This is a genomic window from Tellurirhabdus bombi (assembly GCF_021484805.1).
Lineage (GTDB): Bacteria > Bacteroidota > Bacteroidia > Cytophagales > Spirosomataceae > Tellurirhabdus > Tellurirhabdus bombi.
On record NZ_CP090557.1, the window covers coordinates 624239 to 643219 of the forward strand.

20 protein-coding genes are annotated in these 18981 nt (G+C 48.5%); 9 read left to right on the forward strand and 11 right to left on the reverse strand.

From position 1 onward, the window contains the following. Nucleotides 1–21: 21 nt before the first annotated feature. Nucleotides 22–1251 carry a PepSY-associated TM helix domain-containing protein gene (locus L0Y31_RS02830; protein ID WP_234735622.1) on the forward strand — a complete coding sequence of 410 codons (1230 nt, stop codon included), beginning with the start codon at nt 22–24 and terminating at the stop codon, nt 1249–1251. A 3-nt stretch (nt 1252–1254) separates the two neighbouring features. Here L0Y31_RS02830 and fmt read toward each other — a convergent pair whose 3' ends face one another. Next, nucleotides 1255–2178, reverse strand: a complete 924-nt coding sequence (gene fmt / locus L0Y31_RS02835) for a methionyl-tRNA formyltransferase (protein WP_234735623.1) — start codon at nt 2176–2178, stop codon at nt 1255–1257. 289 nt (nt 2179–2467) lie between these two features. Here fmt and greA point away from each other — a divergent pair, with 289 nt between their 5' ends. From greA to L0Y31_RS02855, 4 genes are all read left to right on the forward strand, one after another. Continuing rightward, complete coding sequence (gene greA, locus L0Y31_RS02840) at nt 2468–2941, forward strand: transcription elongation factor GreA (RefSeq protein WP_234735624.1); 474 nt, start codon at nt 2468–2470, stop codon at nt 2939–2941. Between the two features lie 101 nt (nt 2942–3042). Next, nucleotides 3043–3432: an HIT family protein gene (locus L0Y31_RS02845; RefSeq protein ID WP_234735625.1), complete on the forward strand. Its 390-nt coding sequence runs from the start codon at nt 3043–3045 to the stop codon at nt 3430–3432. 41 nt (nt 3433–3473) lie between these two features. Next, complete coding sequence (locus L0Y31_RS02850; RefSeq protein ID WP_234735626.1) at nt 3474–4748, forward strand: serine hydrolase domain-containing protein; 1275 nt, start codon at nt 3474–3476, stop codon at nt 4746–4748. A gap of 113 nt (nt 4749–4861) precedes the next feature. After that, nucleotides 4862–6373 (forward strand): catalase, encoded by a 1512-nt coding sequence (locus tag L0Y31_RS02855; protein ID WP_234735627.1) that lies wholly within the window; start codon nt 4862–4864, stop codon nt 6371–6373. 57 nt (nt 6374–6430) lie between these two features. Here the strand turns inward: L0Y31_RS02855 and L0Y31_RS02860 are convergent, their stop codons facing one another. Further along, on the reverse strand, nt 6431–7573 hold the full coding sequence (locus tag L0Y31_RS02860) for a hypothetical protein (protein ID WP_234735628.1): 1143 nt from the start codon (nt 7571–7573) through the stop codon (nt 6431–6433). 148 nt (nt 7574–7721) lie between these two features. Beyond that, on the reverse strand, nt 7722–7919 hold the full coding sequence (locus L0Y31_RS02865) for a hypothetical protein (RefSeq protein ID WP_234735629.1): 198 nt from the start codon (nt 7917–7919) through the stop codon (nt 7722–7724). A gap of 145 nt (nt 7920–8064) precedes the next feature. Here L0Y31_RS02865 and L0Y31_RS02870 point away from each other — a divergent pair, with 145 nt between their 5' ends. The 3 genes from L0Y31_RS02870 to L0Y31_RS02880 all read left to right on the forward strand — a co-directional run bounded on the left by L0Y31_RS02870 (nt 8065) and on the right by L0Y31_RS02880 (nt 10516). Next, the gene (locus tag L0Y31_RS02870) at nt 8065–8673 is read left to right on the forward strand and encodes an RNA polymerase sigma factor (protein WP_234735630.1); all 609 of its coding nucleotides are present in this window, start codon (nt 8065–8067) and stop codon (nt 8671–8673) included. Nucleotide 8674: 1 nt separating this feature from the next. Continuing rightward, nucleotides 8675–9820: a S1 family peptidase gene (locus L0Y31_RS02875; protein ID WP_234735631.1), complete on the forward strand. Its 1146-nt coding sequence runs from the start codon at nt 8675–8677 to the stop codon at nt 9818–9820. Nucleotides 9821–9946: 126 nt separating this feature from the next. After that, nucleotides 9947–10516: a type 1 glutamine amidotransferase domain-containing protein gene (locus L0Y31_RS02880; RefSeq protein ID WP_234735632.1), complete on the forward strand. Its 570-nt coding sequence runs from the start codon at nt 9947–9949 to the stop codon at nt 10514–10516. A gap of 63 nt (nt 10517–10579) precedes the next feature. Here L0Y31_RS02880 and moaA read toward each other — a convergent pair whose 3' ends face one another. From moaA to pyrR, 6 genes are all read right to left on the reverse strand, one after another. Then, nucleotides 10580–11560 carry a GTP 3',8-cyclase MoaA gene (gene moaA, locus L0Y31_RS02885; RefSeq protein ID WP_234735633.1) on the reverse strand — a complete coding sequence of 327 codons (981 nt, stop codon included), beginning with the start codon at nt 11558–11560 and terminating at the stop codon, nt 10580–10582. 81 nt (nt 11561–11641) lie between these two features. Next, nucleotides 11642–12325 (reverse strand): SDR family NAD(P)-dependent oxidoreductase, encoded by a 684-nt coding sequence (locus tag L0Y31_RS02890; RefSeq protein ID WP_234735634.1) that lies wholly within the window; start codon nt 12323–12325, stop codon nt 11642–11644. Continuing rightward, on the reverse strand, nt 12326–14656 hold the full coding sequence (locus tag L0Y31_RS02895; RefSeq protein WP_234735635.1) for an FdhF/YdeP family oxidoreductase: 2331 nt from the start codon (nt 14654–14656) through the stop codon (nt 12326–12328). It lies immediately after the preceding gene. 35 nt (nt 14657–14691) lie between these two features. Continuing rightward, nucleotides 14692–15537 carry a formate dehydrogenase accessory sulfurtransferase FdhD gene (gene fdhD / locus L0Y31_RS02900; RefSeq protein WP_234735636.1) on the reverse strand — a complete coding sequence of 282 codons (846 nt, stop codon included), beginning with the start codon at nt 15535–15537 and terminating at the stop codon, nt 14692–14694. 82 nt (nt 15538–15619) lie between these two features. Further along, nucleotides 15620–16330 carry a head GIN domain-containing protein gene (locus L0Y31_RS02905; RefSeq protein WP_234735637.1) on the reverse strand — a complete coding sequence of 237 codons (711 nt, stop codon included), beginning with the start codon at nt 16328–16330 and terminating at the stop codon, nt 15620–15622. A 196-nt stretch (nt 16331–16526) separates the two neighbouring features. Further along, entirely contained in the window at nt 16527–17066 is a 540-nt protein-coding gene (gene pyrR / locus L0Y31_RS02910) for a bifunctional pyr operon transcriptional regulator/uracil phosphoribosyltransferase PyrR (protein WP_234735638.1), read from the reverse strand. Nucleotides 17067–17196: 130 nt separating this feature from the next. Here pyrR and pth point away from each other — a divergent pair, with 130 nt between their 5' ends. Next, nucleotides 17197–17757, forward strand: coding sequence for an aminoacyl-tRNA hydrolase (gene pth / locus L0Y31_RS02915; protein WP_234735639.1), 561 nt, complete (start codon nt 17197–17199; stop codon nt 17755–17757). 468 nt (nt 17758–18225) lie between these two features. Here the strand turns inward: pth and L0Y31_RS02920 are convergent, their stop codons facing one another. Together L0Y31_RS02920 and L0Y31_RS02925 are read right to left on the reverse strand one after the other, a co-directional pair. Further along, nucleotides 18226–18468 carry a CBU_0592 family membrane protein gene (locus L0Y31_RS02920; protein WP_234735640.1) on the reverse strand — a complete coding sequence of 81 codons (243 nt, stop codon included), beginning with the start codon at nt 18466–18468 and terminating at the stop codon, nt 18226–18228. Between the two features lie 69 nt (nt 18469–18537). Continuing rightward, nucleotides 18538–18981, reverse strand: coding sequence for a peptidylprolyl isomerase (locus L0Y31_RS02925; RefSeq protein WP_234735641.1), 444 nt, complete (start codon nt 18979–18981; stop codon nt 18538–18540).

The following is an 18981-nucleotide window of genomic DNA, read 5'->3' on the forward strand; positions in this document are numbered from 1 at the left end:
TGTTGATATAGCAATTTGCATATGACAGTAAAAAAAGTGGTTGGAAAACTGCACCTCTGGCTTGGACTTACGTCCGGGCTATTGGTGTTTATTGTAGCCATTACGGGCTGCATCCTGGCGTTTGAGCAAGAAATCAAAAGTGTGATTCGCCCTTTTCAATATGTTGAACCCGTGGCCAACGGCAAAGTCCTGCCGCCTTCCCAGTTGAAAGCGATTGCGGAAAAACAGGTGCCGGGCAAACCTGCCAAGGGAGTGAACTACGGGGAACTGGGCCGGAGCGTTAACGTGCCATTTTACGGAGCTGCCCCGGATTATTACTACCAGGTTTACCTGAATCCGTATACTGGTGAAGTGCTGAAAGTGGTAGACGAGGAAACTGATTTTTTCCACTTCATTCTTCACGGCCATTATTATCTCTGGCTGCCCGAAGTGATTGGTCAACAGGTAGTAGTCTATGGCACGCTTATTTTCACAATCCTGTTGATTACGGGCATGGTGTTATGGTGGCCTAAGAACCTCAACAAAGCCAACCGGGATAAAAGCTTTAAAGTGAAGTGGAAAGCCCAGTGGCGCCGGGTCAATTATGACCTACACAACGTGCCCGGTTTTTATGCTATGTCCATTGCGGTCATTCTGGCCATTACAGGCATGATCTTTGGAATCGAATGGCTTTCTAATTCCATCTATTGGGCAACTACGGGCGGAAAAACCATGCCAGTGTACAGCCAACCCCTGTCCGACTCAACGGCGACCCGGCAGTTTGCCGAGCCGGTCGATCGGCTTTGGTATCGGTTTTATCCAACCAAGGCCGCAACCGCCAGTCTGTATATCTCAACTCCCGAACTGGCTTCGGAGTCGATCAGCGTCTCGATCAACCATCGCCCAAGCACCTATTACAAAACTGATTACTACAATTTCGATCAGTATACGCTGAAAGAATTGAAGGGCGAAGGGCCGTATTTCGGAGTCTACAACAAAGCGGGTTTTGGCGATAAACTGCGCCGGATGAACTACGACATTCACGTGGGAGCGATCTTAAGCTTACCCGGTAAAATAATAGCCTTTTGTGCCAGCCTTGTCTGCGCGACTCTACCCATCAGCGGTTTTATTATCTGGTGGGGCCGTCGGAAGAAAAACAAAAAAACAGCGGCCAGATCAACGGTTCGAAGCGCGCCTAAAAGTGCGCCGTTCCGGCCTGTTCCATCCGGACTGGCGGCGCATCAGTTCAAATCAGATCGTCGATCCCTGTAAAAGTTAGAGTTTGTTTCCCCGGAAATATTCTTCGACGGTCATTTTACGCTTTCCTTCCGCTTGCAGCTCGTCTACCGATAACCAGCCGTTTTCTGCCTTTATGTGTAGAAACTTCCGGTTATCGGTATGAGCCTGCCCCGGCATAGCGGCAAAGTCCGACTGATTACTCACCGATACTTTGTGAATTTTATATGGCTTGCCATTGATCTTTGTCCAGGCCACCGGATAAGGCGACAGTCCACGCACAAAGTTCTGAACCGCTTCGGCAGTTTGGTACCAGTTGATTTCGCAGGTTTCGCGACTGAGCTTTGGGGCCGCTTTAAACTCTTCGGTTGCCGGTTGCGGTATGCGCGGGAAAACTCCCGCTTCAATCGCGTGAACCGTTCTCAACACCAGTTCGCTTCCCCTGATCATCAACCGGTCGTGCAGCGTTCCCGCCGTATCGTGGGGATGAATGGGTTCGGCATCCTGAAAAATCATCTGCCCGGTATCGATTTCTTTTTCGATAAAAAAGGTAGTCACGCCCGTTTGTGTCTCCCCGTTAATAATGGCCCAGTTGATGGGTGCCGCCCCCCGGTACTGCGGTAGCAACGAAGCGTGGAGATTGAACGTGCCGATGGTTGGCATGGCCCAAACCACTTCGGGAAGCATCCGAAACGCCACCACTACCTGAATATCAGCTTTGTAGCTTTGCAGCTGTTCCAAAAATTGGGGGTCGCGTAACTTTTCTGGCTGTAAAACGGGTAAGCCCGCCGCCAAAGCTGCTTTCTTAACCGGTGATTCCGTGAGTTGTAAACCCCGTCCTGATGGGCGGTCAGGCGCCGTGATTACGGCAACTACATTACACCCGTCAGTCAGAAGCCGATTTAAACTGGCTACGGCAAAATCGGGCGTTCCCATGAAGATGATTCGCAACGAATGATTCATTTATAAATCTGTCATTTGATAGCTTTTACTGGCGCAACATTGCCTCTAATGCAGGGAATTTGTACTTTTGTTGACCCGAAATTCAAAAATGAACAAACGGCTTTTCCACATACTTCCACTTGAGGGGCCCTGACGCTTCGCTACAAATAAACCAATTTTGTAGGGAGAACGGTCGGTGAACCGTTCTTTTGTTTTTTTAGGGGTTGAAAAATCCTCTGGTGGGCGTGTTTGTCATTTCGGTAAATCGAAGGATATAAAAAATTAGTAGTTCTAGATCAACAAGACCAATATGGGTAAAATCTCGTATTACACGGAAGAAGGGCTTAACCGGCTAAAAACTGAGCTGAATGACCTTAAAACCAAGGGCCGGACGGACATTGCCCGGCAAATTGCGGAAGCCCGCGACAAGGGTGATTTGAGCGAGAACGCCGAATACGACGCTGCCAAAGATGCTCAGGGTTTGCTGGAATTAAAAATTTCTAAGCTGGAAGAAATCGTCTCGAACGCCCGTCTGCTGGATGAATCCTCTATCGATACGTCTCAGGTTTCGGTACTGTCCCGCGTCAAAATAAAAAATAAGAAAAACGGAATGGAGGTTACTTATACGCTCGTTTCCGAAGAAGAAGCAGACCTTAAACAAGGTAAAATTTCGGTGGGCTCCCCCATTGGAAAAGGCCTTCTAGGCAAAAAAGTAGGTGATTCTACCGAAATTCGGGTTCCGGCTGGGATGCTGGAATTTGAAGTACTGGAAATCGCACGCTAGTTTTTGCGGAATAATGGAGAATGAATAATGAAGAGTAAACAGAGTCGTGTAATTTGCAGCGACTTACTTTTCATTATTCATTTTTCTATTTCTATTCCTTCATGGCTTCTATCTTCACCCGCATTGTCAACGGCGAAATCCCGGCCCATAAAATTGCCGAAACCGACCAATACCTTGCCTTCCTGGATGCTTTTCCCTGCGCGAAAGGCCATACGCTGGTTATTCCCAAGCAAGAAATCGATTATATTTTTGATCTTGACGATGAGCTGTATACCGGCTTGATGCAGTTTGCCAAGAAAATTGCGCCAGCCATCAAACAGGCCATTCCCTGCAAGCGCGTTGGCGTGGCAGTCATCGGTCTTGAAGTTCCTCACACCCATGTCCATCTGATTCCGCTGAACAGCATGGCAGACATGAATTTTAACAACAAGTTGAAGCTGAGTCAGGAAGAGCTGGCGGAAACAGCTGCCGCCATTCGGGCATATTTGTAGTCACTACTTCAGCCTATTACCCTTCTCCTACCGTAACTTGTATGAAAGCGCTGCCTCTTTTTCTGGCTTATTGGTTTTTTCTTGCTTTCCCTTCTAGGCTGATGGCCCAGCCCGCTCAGACCTTTGTACCCGCTAAAGCACCTGCCGATGCTGGCTTTTCGGCGGAACGGCTCAAGCGGCTGGATAACCTGCTACAGGGGTTTATCGATCAGGGGATTGCTCCTAATGCGGTCACATTTGTGGCACGCAAAGGAAAGGTTGTTCACTATAAAGCATATGGCTACAGCAATCTTGAAAAGAAAACGCCACTCAAACGGGACGACATTTACCGCATTGCTTCTCAAACGAAAGCCATTACGACCGTCACGCTGATGACTCTGCTGGAGGAGCAGAAATTTGTGCTCGACGATCCGATTTCCAAGTACATTCCGGCGTTCAAAAATCCGAAAGTGCTCGTCAGCGTCGATAAGGAAAAAGGAACCTACGAAACCCGTCCTGCCAAGCGTGAAATCACCATTCGGCACCTGCTGAGTCATAATGCGGGTATTCCTTACGACCATCCGCTCGACCAGCGCCCTGAGTTTAAGGTTCCTTATCTTAATTCGCTGCAAGCCGACAAACTCGAAGATGTCATTAACCGACTGGCAACCCGCCCCCTTATCCAGGACCCCGGCGAAGCATTCACGTATGGCTTAAACACAGACATCATTGGTCGTCTTGTTGAGATTCTGGCGGGCAAACCGCTGGACGTCGCCATGCGGGAACGCGTGCTGGAGCCCTTGGGAATGGCCGACACCTATTTTTACCTGCCTGCCAATAAAGCTAGCCGTCTGGTTGAGCTGTATGCAAAGGAAAGTGCCGACAAACCCCTCATTATTCACGAAAATAACGCGAATCGCACTTACCCGGTGGCGGGCGCTAAAACGTATTTTGCCGGTGGGGCCGGTCTGGTAGGTCCCATTGACGATTACGCCAAGTTTTGCCAGATGATGCTTAACGGTGGCATTTTTAACAACAAACGCATTCTGAGTCGGTCGACGGTTGATATGATGCTTAAAAATCAGATTGGGGCCGCTGAAGTTTGGGACCGTCAGGACAAATTCGGTCTTGGCTTTCAGCTAATTACTGACCGTAGCCGATATGGTGATCAGGCTACGCCAGGGGCTTATACCTGGGGCGGCGCTTATTGCTCCGAATACACCATCGATCCCAAAGAAGACTTGATTCTACTGGTTTATACCAATGTGATGCCTTTCGCGCACTATGGAGAATTTGTTCGTAAATTTCGGATGGCCGTCTATCAGGCCCTCAATTAAATCGCTTGGCTTGCCTTCTGTTCATAGACAATATCTATAGAAAATAAAAACAAACAATTTTTACCTATTTACCCAAAGCTCTACCTTGCTGCTCAAAGTAACCTTCTTTAACCATGAGCAACGAGACCAACAAACAAAAACTGACCACGGCTTCGGGTCGCCCCTACTTCGAAAACGAAAATACCATGTCGGTGGGACCGCGTGGGCCACTGCTGTTGCAGGATTACATTCTGCACGAGAAAATGGCGCACTTCAATCGCGAGCGCATTCCCGAACGCGTCGTTCATGCGAAAGGATCGGGGGCGTTTGGGACATTCACGGTTACGGATGACATTACGCAGTATACAAAAGCGAAGTTATTCAATCAGGTTGGTAAGCAAACCCGCGTCTTTTTACGCTTCTCCACTGTTGGCGGTGAAAAAGGCTCTGCCGATACCGAACGCGACCCGCGTGGATTTGCCCTGAAGTTCTACACAGAAGACGGGAACTGGGACCTGGTCGGCAACAACACACCCATTTTCTTCATCAAAGACCCGAAGAAATTCGGCGACTTTATCCATACCCAAAAACGCGACCCACGGACTAACTGCAAATCGGCCACGATGATGTGGGATTTCTGGGCACTCAACCCTGAATCGCTGCACCAGGTTTTGCTTTTAATGAGTGACCGGGGTACGCCTTACAGCTACCGCCACCTGAACGGATACGGAAGCCATACCTTTAGCCTCATCAATCAAAAAAATGAGCGGGTTTACGTTAAATTCCACTTCAAAACGCAGCAAGGCATCAAAAACTTTACGGATGCCGAAGCCGGCGAGGTACGCGGCAAAGACCCAGACCACGCCCAGCGCGATCTGGTAGAAGCCATCGACCGGGGTGACTTTCCCCGTTGGGCGATGAAAATTCAGGTGATGACCGAAGAACAGGCGCGCACGTCTCCATTTAATCCGTTCGACGTTACTAAAGTATGGCCGCACGGTGACTACCCGCTGGTTGATGTGGGCATCCTGGAATTGAACGAAGTACCGTCCAATTACTTTGCTGACGTGGAGCAGGCCGCTTTTGCTCCGGCTCACCTTGTTGATGGCATTGGTTTTTCTCCTGACAAAATGTTGCAAGGTCGCCTGCTTTCGTACCCTGATGCGCACCGCTACCGCCTGGGGGCCAATTACGAACAGATTCCGGTGAATCGGTGCCCATTTGCCGTGAATAATTATCAGCGCGACGGTCAAATGCGCATTGATGGAAACGGCGGCAGCGCACCCAATTACTGGCCTAACTCGTTTGACAACATTACTGCGGATGAATCTTACAAAGAACCGGCGCAAACCCTGGAATCAACGCTGGCCGATTGGTATGACCGCAACGGTCCGGGCGAAAACGACCACTACACGCAGCCCGGACAGTTTTACAGCAAAGTGTTGAGCGATGTAGATCGGGTTCACCTCGTACAGAATATAGTAAACAGCATGAAGGGAATTGACGGACCTCGCAAACAGGACATCGTTAACCGGCAATTGTGCCATTTCTTCCGGGCGAATATTCAGCTTGGTCTGGCCGTAGCGCAGGGTTTGGGTACAGATATCTCGTCTTTTATGCCGATGGCAAATCAGCAACCGGCTTAAAGCCAGCTACCAACAAAAAAGCAGACTAGGTGTCTGCTTTTTTGTTGGTAGCTGGCTTTAGCGTTTTTGTTCCGTTACCCAATCGTGCTTAAAGTCATCAATTTCCTGGTCGGAGAAACCGTAGATTTCCTTTAATCGGCCAATGGCCTGCGTTAGCTTGGGTAGCTCAGAAGTTGGCGAAGAGACAAACAGGTACGATAACGCCGATTTGTCGTAGGGCGCGTTCATAAGCGTCAGGACTTCTTCAATTTGTGCGTCCGTTATTTTTTTATGCTGCTGCGAGATCGTTCGCCAGCCGTGTAATAGCCCAACGCCTTCACTATAACCATGCAGGGCTGTACTGATCTGGGCAGTTGAAGGAGTGGTTAAACTGAGCGCCGCAATGGTTTTATGCAGCCGATTGATGACGGTTGCCGCGTGCACTTTCTCCCAATTCTGCTTGATCTGAGCAAACGCTTCGTCTCGTTTCGTTTTGTACTGATCTCCCGATTTGAAGGCCGCCTGAAGTTGCAGAAAGCCAACGCGAATGCTGGTATAGTACCCGTTTCCTTTGGTCTTCTCGCGTTGCGCGGCGTAAGCCGCCGTGAATCGGTCGGGATTGAGGTACATTTCAGCGTTGTCGCTGTTGATAAAACCCAGGTTCGCCCCGTACAACGCCACAATCTGGTCAACCGCTGCCAGGGTTGAATTATTCTCCATGAGACCAACGGCATAATTATAAGCCATGGCTCCATAGAGACCTTTGTCGATGAGCTGCTCCATTTCCAGGCCATTTTCATCGAAAAGGTAATCGCCATATACGCCGCCATCGCCTAACCGACGAAACGGATTAAATGTTGTTCCGCTGGCTTTACTCAACTCCGCAAAAAAACCATTGGTTGGGTTTTCCAGCCGACCGGCATAATAATTTGTGGTTACCAGCTTCAGGTTGGGACTTCCGGTATTGAATAGCTCGGCTAACCTAGTGGCCGATACTTTCGCGCCTATCGTACGCCCTTTTTTAGCTTCGTTGATCAGATCAGACCACTGTTTAATGACCGCAACTTGGTTAATCGTGTTCTGACGATAAGCAATACTGTCATATTCTTGCGCAATGGCTAAGGGCAAATCCTTATCAGCGGGCTCATCACAAGCGGAGAGAAAGGTCGTCATCACCACCGCAATGGCCAGTAGACTTGAATGAATATGTATACGTTTCATAAAGCAAATCGATTACCAGAGACACAAAAATAGCAAATGCAAACTTACCGCTTGTTTATCTTGTTACGAAGGGGGGCTTTATGATTTTATCCATAAAAAAAGCCACTCATTGCTGAGTGGCTTTCCTGCATATTGAGTAAAACTCAAATTAGTTTGCTGAGTCAGTTGACATTGTAGCTGAATCAGTTGTCATCATAGTTGAATCAGCTGACATAGTAGATGAATCGGCTGACATTGTAGATTGATCTCCAGTAGTTTCAGTAGATTCAGTTTTGTTACCGCTGCAAGCAGAAGCAAGAGCAACAACCGTCATTGCAATAAAAGCAGATTTTACAAGGCCTTTCATGAGAGATAAAATGTTTATAGTTTTAGCAAATTTCCTTCTTTAATACCCAGTTCGCGAAAAGGTAACCCACCTTTTTAGAAAAGTTTTTTAAAATTTTTTTGGGTTACATTTCGTATTGTTTTGTATTAAGTAATGTAAGAATAGAATGAAGGATAGTGACGGAGTGCCGCCAAATCGGTTTCACCTTACGGATGATGAATTGATTGCTGGGCTGGCAACTGGTTCTGAGCTGGCACTGACCCAACTCTATAAGCGTTATTTTCCGATGGTCCTCTATTTTGTTCAAAGCAATAGCGGTACCGAAGATGATGCAAAAGACATTTATCAGGAAGCTCTGGTAACGGTCTACGAGAAACTATCGGCAGGAACACTGGAGCTGACGGCTCAACTGAAAACATACCTTTATTCTGTTTGTCGACGCCTTTGGCTCAAACAACTCACGCAGCGGAGCCGCACCGGAACATTCGGTTTTGGCGTCGATCTGAACGATACAGAGGAATTTCTCTCGGTTGAGACTGATCTGGTTGACCACGAAGACCGCGACCGGCAATTCGAATTGATGACCGACTCGTTAACCCGGCTTGGCGAACCCTGCCGGACACTTTTGGAGGATTTTTACGTTCGTCACCTGTCAATGCAGGAGATAACGGACAAGTTTGGATACACAAATGCGGACAACGCCAAGACACAAAAATACAAGTGTCTGATGCGTTTGAAGCGATTTTTCTTTTCGGTATATAAGGCAGAACCGTAAAATGGAAGGAGACCAACAATTCTGGGATTTAGCTGATAAGTGGGTACGCGATAACCTCACGGAGACAGAACGCCAACAATTCGAAGCGGCTTGCCAAGCCGATCCGTTGTTGGCGCAGAAAGCGCGTGAACACCGCCAGCTAACGAATGCCATGCAGTTGGTTAACCAGCGCGCTGCTCTCCGTCAGCAGCTGGGCAAAATTCACCAGTCGCTGGATATGGAAGCCATGCGCAAAGAAGCCGCCGCCCTTTCTCAAAAATCGGAGGAAACGCCCTCCTCGATGGGACGTGTCCGGCAGCTCTGGCAAACCTACCGACCTATTCTGGCCGTGGCTGCTTCGGTGGCTGTTTTCACGACTTTTGCCACCTTATCGTTATACAAATCCTACCAATCCAGCCACAAGCAGGAACAGCAATATAGCATGCTTCGGCGCGACCTGAACGCTATTCGCAAATCGCAGAACGCTATTTTACAGGATATTAGCGCCCGGGAACGCGCGCTGCAATTGAACCCAGGACAAGTGGCCGGAACCAGTTTTCTGCTTTCGCCCAACGGGTATCTGGTAACTAACACGCACATCGTTAGAGATGCCGACTCGGTGTATATCCAAAGTACCAAGGGGGATATTTACAAAGCGAAAGTCGTTTACACGGATCAGGCCTACGATCTAGCAATTTTGCAAGTCCATGATGATAGCACATTCCGGCACAAAGCTACGCTTCCTTATGGCTTTGAAGCAGCTCCGTCCGACCTGGGCGAGCGCGTCTTTACGCTTGGTTTTCCACGGGATGAAATCGTTTACGATGAAGGCTATTTAAGCTCTAAAACGGGTTATCGCGATGATTCAACGGCTTATCAGGTGGCCATTACGGTAAATCCTGGTAACTCGGGAGGACCTTTGCTAGACGAAAGAGCCAACATCATTGGTATTATCAGTGGCAAGCAAACGTTGACTGAAAATGCTTCTTTTGCCATTAAAACGGATTATCTTTTCCGGGCTATTTCGGCTATTCCAACCGATTCGCTGAAAACCAATCCTATTCGGATGAGTCGTAAAAACACCCTGGCCCGCCTGCCTCGTAAAGAGCAAATCAAGCGGATTCAGGAGTGCGTTTACATGGTAAAAGTGTTTAAGCACGAGCGATAGGCTTTAGAAAAAACACAATTTAAGTCGTTCATTACCAATCACTTTTCCAGGCTGTTCTTATTAGCGCATAACTTTCGTGTGGGCAGGTGGTTACTATAGGTAGTAATCAAATTCTCAACATTAGTTATGGAAAATCAGCAAAAATTAGGAGGAAAGAAAGTGGCGATTCTGCTGACCGATGGGTTTGAACAAGTTGAACTTACCGAACCGCGTAAAGCATTACAAGAGGCTGGCGCCGAAACGCACCTGATTGCTCCCAAGGGTGGCGAAGTCAAAGGATGGGCCGAAACGGAATGGGGCGATACCTTTCCGGTTGATCTGACCCTCGATGAGGCAAACCCAGCCGATTACGATGCGCTACTTTTGCCGGGTGGCGTCATGAACCCTGATCATTTACGGATGGAGAAAAAGGCCGTCGACTTTGTTCGGCGTTTCTTTGAAGATCATAAACCCGTTGCCGCCATCTGTCACGCGCCAATTATGCTGATCGAAGCAGGCGTTGTTGAAGGCCGAAAACTTACCTCTTACCCCTCTATCCAGACGGACCTGAAAAACGCAGGAGCAAACTGGGTCGATGAAGAAGTAGTAACGGACCAAGGCTTGGTAACCAGCCGGAAACCAGACGATATTCCGGCCTTTAATCGCAAGATGATTGAAGAAATTCGGGAAGGCGTGCACGAAAGACAACACGCCTAATCAAAACTAGATTAATCTAACGCCTCCGCTAAGCCGATTTTCGTGTTTAGCGGGGCGTTCTTTTTAGCCCCCAATGGTAGACATCGATTCCGTAACTGGACTGCGCTGTTGCTCGGCTTCGAAACCGTTTTTCGGGCGGTGGGCAAACGCTTTTAGGAACGCAGCCGTCAAGTCAGCATCATCTGCTCCTGAGCGCAGCAATGCCCGAACGTCCAGAACGCCACTGTCGTAGAGGCACGTTTTAAGCGTCCCCTGCGCTGTCAGGCGAATCCGGTTGCAGGAGCCACAAAACGAACGGGTAAAAGCCGCAATAATGCCAATCGTACCTTTATAACCAGGGATTTGATAACTATACGATGTTGAATTAGCCGGATCAGGTATTTTTTGAATATCTGGATAAAGGCTCTTTAGTTCACTCAAAATCCGCTGGTGCGTCCAGGTAAGTACCGGATAATGACTGCCTCCCCCGTTGAAAGGCATTTCCTCAATGAACCGCACTTCGATGGGACTTTCCCGAGTCAATTCGGACAACAACGGAATATCTTCGATGTTTTTTCCCTCCATCACCACGGCATTGAGTTTTACGGGCACCTGATGGGCCAGCAACGCATCGAGCGTCTGCCGAACCGCTGGCAACTCGTCCCGCCGCGTGATGAGCCGAAAGCGTTCCCGATCCAGCGTATCAATACTCAGATTCACCGAACCAACGCCCAGGCGCACCAGCTCTGGAATGTGCGGCGCAGTTAAGATTCCATTGGTAGTGATGTTCCATTCCTGAATGCCATCGATGGAGGCAAGCTGTTCCAGAAACTCCATCAGGCCATTTCGCACGAAAGGTTCGCCACCCGTCAGCCGTACTTTCGACACACCCAGTTTCGCCAATACCCGCACCAAACGCTCCATTTCTTCGTAGGTCAGCAGTTGGTGTTTAGGCAGGTATTTAATCCCTTCTTCCGGCATGCAGTAAAAGCACCGCAGGTTGCAGCGATCCGTTACAGCCAGTCGAAGATAGGAAATGGGACGATTGTGGTTATCGAAAATCATATTCAGCAAGTTACAAAATTTACCTCCCTAAAACACGCTTGCTCCCGTCTTCTGATTTACAGGAAAAGCAATGCGACGTATTTAGGAGCGGCTATAAGCTTTCAGGACCGGCTCCCGCAAGAGCTGCCCCGGCCCGAAGGTCACAAAAGAAATCAATTCCGCCAGATCATCGGGACTTACCCAGGCATCCGGGTCGGCATCGGGCATGGCTTCGCGGTTAGCGGGCGTATCAATCGTGCTTGGCACAATAACAGTTGAAACAATGTTTTTGTCCTTCCCGGCTGAATTAATTATTTCCGACAGGTGGATGATCAGCGATTTGGACAGCGCATAGGCAACCATATGCTTTGCCGCATCAGGCACCAAGGCAGGTCGGCCACTGATGAGTACGATCCGTCCGCCCTGCTTTTGTTGCTCCATTTGAGCAAACACGGGCTTTACCAGATTATAGGCCGTCTGAAAATTAATGCGAAACATCTCCTCTATCGCGGCATAATCCGTTTCTGCCAGCGTTCCCATTGCGAAGCCACCCGCCAACAGCACCGCCGCATCGATAGAACCTTTTTCTTCCACCACGCTGCTCACCAGCTTCTGGCAACCCGCCTCATCGGTTAAATCCAACGCATAAGGTTCCAGGTTTTTTTCTGCTTTCAGCGAAGATGTTTTTTGATGAATGGCGACAATCTGGTGCTCTGCTTCCAGCAGTTTTTTAACCACGGAGCGCCCCAGGCCGCCGGTCGCCCCCGTCAATAGAATAGTTGACATTTATTTTGATTCAGTTACAGTGATAATAATCGATTTTGATGTTGGCGTCAGGCTTTTTTCGGCCACGTTTTCAATCGGCACCAGCACGTTTGTTTCAGGGTAATAAGCTGCCGCATTTCCTGCTGGAATGTCATACGAAACCACAATAAACCGTGCTGCCGTACGCGTTACCCCCCCATAATGCGAGTGCATATCCACCACCTGCTGCACTTTCAGCCCTAATCGGGTAATGTCTTTTTGATTCATAAAAATTACTCGCCGCTCGTTATGAACGCCCCGATACCGGTCATTCATGCCGTAAATGGTTGTGTTAAACTGATCGTGACTCCGTATCGTCATGAGCAGTAGTTCATTTTCTTTCAGCGGGTGTTCCTGCGGTACGTTAATCGTGAAAATAGCGCGGTTTTGCTGGCTGCGACCTGGATTATTCTGATCGTCACTTTCTTTCACGTTAGTAGTAGGAAAACGCCGTTCGCGCGGACCGTTGGGCAGGTAGAACCCACCCGGATGCCGCACCCGCTCGTTGTATTTTTCGAAACCGGGTACCACTTTTTCAATCAAGTCGCGAATATGGTCGTAATTACCAGCCAATTGATCCCAGTTAACCGTGCTTTTTTCGCCTAAGGTTGCTTTTGCCAGAGCAGCTATAATTGCCGGTTCACTTTTCAGGTGCTCAGATACCGGTTCCAGCATGCCTTTCGATTGTTGCACCACGCCGGTTGTGCCTTCAGTTGTGACGAATTGTTCGCCAGTTGCCTGCTTGTCCTGATCTGAGCGACCCAGACAGGGCAAAATAATAGCCGTCTTGCCATGAATCAAATGGCTCCGGTTGAGCTTGGTTGATACCTGAACGGTTAGGTCGCATTTTTGCAAGGCGTCGGCGGTATAGTTTGTATCCGAAACAGCCATCAAAAAATTACCCCCCATTCCAAAAAAAACGGTTGCTCTTCCCTCGTGCATTGCTTTGACGGCATCCACCGTGCCGTGGCCTTCTTCGCGCGGGGGTTCAAAGCCAAACACTTCTTTTAGTTTATCCAGAAATTCAGGTTTCGGCTTCTCCCAAATTCCCATTGTTCGGTCGCCCTGCACGTTGCTATGCCCCCGAATCGGGGCAGCCCCACCGCCTTCAATGCCAATGCTTCCTTTCAGTAACAGCAGATTGATCACTTCCTGAATGGTTTGCACCGAATCGCGATGCTGCGTCAGACCCATCGCCCAGCAGATAATGATCTTCTGGGTATATTTCAGTTTATCAACTACTTCCTGAATCTTTTCTACCGTCAGGCCGCACTGCTTTGCCAGATCTTCTACCGTATAGTTGCTCAAGCTCTCAATGAAGCGCTCGTGCTCCTTTGTATATTGTTTGATGAAAGGCCAGTCGATCACTTTCCCCGGCGCTTTCTTTTCTTCTTCCAGTAGTAGTATACAAATGGCTTTCAGAAACGCCATGTCCGTGTTGATCTTGATCTGCACAAAAATGTCCGTCAATTTCTGCCCACCAAGTAACATATCACGCGGACTCTGTGGGTTGACAAAGGCTTTCAGACCCGTTTCAAAAAGTGGATTGACCGCAATAATTGTGGCCCCGTTTCGCTTGGCGGCTTCCAGAGGCGTCATCATCCGGGGAGCATTTGTGCCGGGGTTCTGGCCCATAATCATGATTACGTCAGCCTTTTCAAAATCGTCATAAACAATCGACGCTTTGCCTAACCCAATCGTCTCAGCCAGCGCTACCGAGGTCGATTCATGACACATGTTCGAGCAGTCGGGCAGGTTGTTAGTGCCATACATCCGAACAAATAGCTGGTACAGAAAGGCGGCTTCGTTGCTAGTCCGGCCCGAGGTATAAAATATAGCTTCGTCGGGTGACTGAAGCCCATTTAACTGATCGCCAATCAATTGAAAAGCATCCTTCCAGTCGATGGGTTCATAGTGGGTGGCTCCCGGACGGACAATCATGGGCTGGGTCAAACGCCCCTGCTGTCCCAGCCAAAGATCAGACTTCTGGCGCAGCTCTTCGACGGAGTACCGCTGAAACAAAACCGGACCGGCGGTGTGCTTCGTAACAATTTCATCGGCTACGGCTTTGGCTCCACTTTCGCAGTACTCAGCGATTGGCGAACGGTGCCCGTCTGGATCAGGCCAGGCGCAACTCGGGCAATCATATCCGTCTTTCTGATTTAATTTCAGCAATGCCTTTGTACCACGAACAACGTCTGCGTTGCTAAATATAAACCGAACCGATTCCAGGATAGCGGGCATCCCGGCAGCCGTATCTTTAGGCTCGCTAATACGTAAGCCAGTAAAGTTTTCAGGAGCAATTTTATTCATACAAATGGCCAGAAGCAGCTTTATTAACAGTAAAATCAAACCCTGACCGCATTTTTAGCGTCAGGTATTGGCGAGTAATTATTGTAACGATTTTCGCGAACAAAGCCTAAGAGTGTCATTCCGGCTTCTCCAGCCATCTCAACCGCCAGACTCGACGGAGCGCCTATCGCGGCTAGCAGGGGAACGCCTGCCATCCAGCATTTCTGTACCAATTCAAAACCAACCCGACCACTCACCAGCACCCCCGAAAGACTCAAGGGCAGCCAACCCTGCCAGAACGCCGCCCCTATTAATTTGTCGAGTGCGTTGTGCCGTCCGATGTCTTCCCGAACCAGGCGAATCTGTCCGGCCTCGTCAAAAAGCGCAGCGGCGTGCATGCCACCTGTATAAGCAAATGCGCGCTGCGATTCGCGCAGGCGCTCGGGTAAGGTATAAATGGTTTCTGGAGAAATAGACAGCGAGGATGTAATGGTAGCTGCACCAACCGCTTGCACCGCCTCAATGGACGTTTTACCGCACATACCACAGGCTGCCGAACTAAGACCGGTACGCTCCAGCTTCTCCCAGTCAACAACCACATTCGGATGCAGCTCGACCCGCAAATCGTTGGTTTGCTTGGTCGCATCCGACACGCAATACCGGCAGGAGAGCACATCCGTTGGCGCCCGAATGATGCCTTCGGCGAATAGATAACCCAAAGCCAGTTCTTCATCGTGGCCGGGCGTTCGCATGGTTATAACCAATGGCCGCTGCTGGCGATTATCAACGGGTCCGTAGCCCAAGCGGATTTGTAGAGGCTCTTCGACGGCCAACAGATCAGGCTGCTCGTGGGTGCCGTCCGACTCAACTCGCCAGACCTTCGTGGGCGCAACAGATAACATAAAAAAGCTTTTCAATACAACCCGCTTCAAGATAGAAAGGTTATACTGAAAAGCCTTGACTCAATTAATTTTAGCGTACTTATTACTCTGGATTAACCGTGCTATTTCCTGAAGTTTGGGAATTTATCCGTGGCTTGCCCTGGTAGCGAACATTGCTGGCTCCACTGGCCTTTACATTTAGATCATCAGAAACCAGCACGCGGGCCGAACTGGCACCCGAAAGGTCTAATTCGGCAGCATTAACTATGTATTTTGTGCTTCTCAGCGTACTAGCTCCCGACAGCTCAGCGCGTAGCTCGGCTCCTTTGCCTTCCAGATCCAGCGTAGAAGCCCCCGATAAATTCACGTTCAGGCGATTTGCTTTACCCACGAAATCAACTTTGGAAGCCCCGGATAAACGAATATCCAACGTGGTTAAATCGTCAAAGCCTATAGCGGTTGCCTGAAGCGCACCGGAAAAATCAACGCCCCGGAGCGTTGGCATCGTAACGGTAATGTGCATCTCGTGGCGGCGGTTAGAACGATTGCGGCGGTATTCGGCCTTTAAGGTGCCGTTCCGTGTGTAGATATCCAGATCGTTTATGTCATCTTTATCCCCCCGAACGCTAACATCGAAAGACGCCCCCTGCACTAGTTTCACCTCAAAACCGCTGCCCATTTCCAGGCGGTCGAAATTCTTCAGGCCGTAGTTTTGGGTGGTTTCTTCGTAAGGGCCAATTTTCTCAAAATAACAGGAGGAGACCGTTGCGGATAAAATAAAGGCGTAGATACACAGGAAAGCAAAACGTTTCATAGCTGTTTTTAAACTAAGTTGTTGTTTACGAATACACAAAGGTCTACTCACCTGGACTATGTTGAAAGTAGTTCAGTACTGAATCCTACGAATCGTATGCTGAAAGCGTAAGAATGCAGTCTGAGCGGCGATTTTCCTTTGTTTCGCAGCTATGACGCATAGAGAGCTTTTGCCCCCTACGCCGTGTAAGAAAAATTTATCCCATCAGCCAAATCCGGTCTTCTTCGCAGCCTTGCTCCCGCCATTCGACCAAAACGCGCTGCGACTCCAGGGTGCTCACCCGTTTGCCCGTATAGTCGGGGGTAATGGGCACATCCCGGTTGTAGCGCCGGTCGATCAGAACGAGTAGCTCAACGGATTGGGGCCGCCCGAAAGCGGTCATGGCATCCATTGCCGCCCGAACCATCCGACCTGTAGCAACGACATCATCGATCAGAATTACCTTCTTATTTTCAATCAGAAACGGCACGTGGGTCGTGTTGGGCCGCAGTGGCGAGTCGCGGCGGCGGAAATCATCGCGGTAGAACGTCGCATCCAGATACCCCAAAGGAACATCTTTTTGCAGAATCCGACACAGTTCGCGAACGATGCGCTCGGCAAAATAAATTCCGCGCGGCTGCATCCCAAGAATGACCGAATTGGCAAAATCCTGGTGGTTTTCGATCAATTCCTGACTTAGTCGACTAATGACAATTTCCAGCAACGGACTGGACAGAATAAGGCGTTTCTGGTTCATGGAGTAAAAATAAGTCTTCAGTTTGCAGTTTGCAGTACATTGGGGCTGTTTTTTGTTTCAGACTTTGTGAGAAATTTGCACGTTATAAGTAATTAGCGTCTACGGTTATCCGCAAACTATTTAATAAATCATGAAATTTCTGATTGCTGGATTAGGGAATATTGGTCCTGAATATGTCTTAACCCGCCACAATGCCGGCTTTATGGTGCTGGATCGGATGGCGGCTCAATATGATTTTTCGTTCACGATGAATCGCCTGGCCTACACGGCTGAGCACCGCCACAAAGGCAAAATCATTCACTTGATCAAGCCCACCACGTACATGAACCTTAGTGGTAAAGCCATTAACTATTATTTAAAGCAGCATTCTATTCCCGTCGAAAACTTGCTGGTTGTTACCGACGATAAGGATTTACCGCTCGGCAAAATCCGGGTGAAGCCCAAAGGTTCGCCGGGTGGCCACAACGGATTAAAAAATATTGATGAGGTTTTGGGTACCCAGGAATACGTTCGGTTGCGCTTCGGAATTGGCAACAATTTTTCGAAAGGACGGCAGGTTGATTTTGTCTTGGGTCAATTCCCGGAAGACGAATTGGTACAATTACCAGAATTTCTTGACAAAGCGGGAGATGCGGCTCTAAGTTTTTGTACTTCCGGCATACAGGCAACCATGAATTTTTTCAACCAATAATAGAACATTTCAAATAAGTTTGTTTTTTCACTATTCGGAACAAAACATTAACTTCTACGCAGAAAAAATAGCCAAAATGACCTAAACACGCTATTTATCAAAATATTATCTGGTGTTAGTTGCCTATTTATGCAAACCAAAAAATAAATCCTCTTGCCGTTAACTCTAAAATATTTTTGTACTTATAAAACTTTGTGCCATCTTTGTGTGTTCTTAATTCAGAACAGCAATTGAACAAAAGCAGGAAATGAAACGAAGTTAGTTAATTTCTACGCTGTCAATGCTAAGTGCAAGGCATTCTTCTTGAATGCTGTCGCAAGATCAACTAACGATTATTAGTCTGGATTGTAAATCACTTAAGTACAACCAGATACGAGTTAGTTTTAATGTAGAAAAGGTTAAGGGTTTAGGAATAGTCAGTATAAAGCCACTCGCGAAGATCGGGTGGCTTTATCTTTTTATGTCCGTCTAGGATTTTTTCCGGTTGATGATTGAATAGATGGCAATGAATACCCAAATGATATTTACTACTGCCGACGGATATGCGTGATGATGCACGGTATTGACGATAAAAAACAAGCCGCCGATCATGTTCATCCAGATATAAGCAGGCGCATTCGACGAAAGTTTCCCGAGAATATTCAGTCCATAGGCGCCCACAATCAATACGGAGCCAATCCAGCCGAGGACTTCAACAACGATTTCGAACATTTTTGTAATTACGTAAAAAGAAAGCCGGGAACAATCGTTGCCCGGCTTTTATACTGAAGTAGCAGTCGCTTATGCTTGCTCGTCTTCCAGAATGGTAATGCTCTGAATTTTATCGCCCTGCCGAATTTGGTCGATCACGTCCAATCCTTCAACTACTTTTCCGAACACGGTATGGTTCCGGTCCAGGTGCTGCGTGTTTTGGCGGTTGTGGCAGATAAAAAACTGTGAGCCACCTGTGTTGCGACCCCGGTGGGCCATCGACAGCACACCTTTGTCGTGGTACTGGTTGTCGCCGGTCAGTTCGCAAGGAATTGAGTAACCTGGTCCGCCCGCGCCGGTGCCGGTTGGATCGCCACCCTGGATCATGAAGTTAGGAATTACCCGATGAAAGATAATCCCATCATAAAATCCTTTTTTCGACAGCGTCACGAAATTCTCAACCGTTTTCGGGGCGTCTTTCTCAAAAAACTCAATCAACATTGTACCCTTATCGGTACGCATTTCAGCTTTCAT

What these genes read in the sequence shown, in the direction of transcription:
- L0Y31_RS02830 (WP_234735622.1), top strand. Translation starts at nt 22, where the DNA reads ATGACAGTAAAAAAAGTGGTTGGAAAACTGCACCTCTGGCTTGGACTT.
- fmt (WP_234735623.1), bottom strand. Translation starts at nt 2,178, where the DNA reads ATGAATCATTCGTTGCGAATCATCTTCATGGGAACGCCCGATTTTGCC.
- greA (WP_234735624.1), top strand. Translation starts at nt 2,468, where the DNA reads ATGGGTAAAATCTCGTATTACACGGAAGAAGGGCTTAACCGGCTAAAA.
- L0Y31_RS02845 (WP_234735625.1), top strand. Translation starts at nt 3,043, where the DNA reads ATGGCTTCTATCTTCACCCGCATTGTCAACGGCGAAATCCCGGCCCAT.
- L0Y31_RS02850 (WP_234735626.1), top strand. Translation starts at nt 3,474, where the DNA reads ATGAAAGCGCTGCCTCTTTTTCTGGCTTATTGGTTTTTTCTTGCTTTC.
- L0Y31_RS02855 (WP_234735627.1), top strand. Translation starts at nt 4,862, where the DNA reads ATGAGCAACGAGACCAACAAACAAAAACTGACCACGGCTTCGGGTCGC.
- L0Y31_RS02860 (WP_234735628.1), bottom strand. Translation starts at nt 7,573, where the DNA reads ATGAAACGTATACATATTCATTCAAGTCTACTGGCCATTGCGGTGGTG.
- L0Y31_RS02865 (WP_234735629.1), bottom strand. Translation starts at nt 7,919, where the DNA reads ATGAAAGGCCTTGTAAAATCTGCTTTTATTGCAATGACGGTTGTTGCT.
- L0Y31_RS02870 (WP_234735630.1), top strand. Translation starts at nt 8,065, where the DNA reads ATGAAGGATAGTGACGGAGTGCCGCCAAATCGGTTTCACCTTACGGAT.
- L0Y31_RS02875 (WP_234735631.1), top strand. Translation starts at nt 8,675, where the DNA reads ATGGAAGGAGACCAACAATTCTGGGATTTAGCTGATAAGTGGGTACGC.
- L0Y31_RS02880 (WP_234735632.1), top strand. Translation starts at nt 9,947, where the DNA reads ATGGAAAATCAGCAAAAATTAGGAGGAAAGAAAGTGGCGATTCTGCTG.
- moaA (WP_234735633.1), bottom strand. Translation starts at nt 11,560, where the DNA reads ATGATTTTCGATAACCACAATCGTCCCATTTCCTATCTTCGACTGGCT.
- L0Y31_RS02890 (WP_234735634.1), bottom strand. Translation starts at nt 12,325, where the DNA reads ATGTCAACTATTCTATTGACGGGGGCGACCGGCGGCCTGGGGCGCTCC.
- L0Y31_RS02895 (WP_234735635.1), bottom strand. Translation starts at nt 14,656, where the DNA reads ATGAATAAAATTGCTCCTGAAAACTTTACTGGCTTACGTATTAGCGAG.
- fdhD (WP_234735636.1), bottom strand. Translation starts at nt 15,537, where the DNA reads ATGTTATCTGTTGCGCCCACGAAGGTCTGGCGAGTTGAGTCGGACGGC.
- L0Y31_RS02905 (WP_234735637.1), bottom strand. Translation starts at nt 16,330, where the DNA reads ATGAAACGTTTTGCTTTCCTGTGTATCTACGCCTTTATTTTATCCGCA.
- pyrR (WP_234735638.1), bottom strand. Translation starts at nt 17,066, where the DNA reads ATGAACCAGAAACGCCTTATTCTGTCCAGTCCGTTGCTGGAAATTGTC.
- pth (WP_234735639.1), top strand. Translation starts at nt 17,197, where the DNA reads ATGAAATTTCTGATTGCTGGATTAGGGAATATTGGTCCTGAATATGTC.
- L0Y31_RS02920 (WP_234735640.1), bottom strand. Translation starts at nt 18,468, where the DNA reads ATGTTCGAAATCGTTGTTGAAGTCCTCGGCTGGATTGGCTCCGTATTG.
- L0Y31_RS02925 (WP_234735641.1), bottom strand. Translation starts at nt 18,981, where the DNA reads ATGAAAGCTGAAATGCGTACCGATAAGGGTACAATGTTGATTGAGTTT.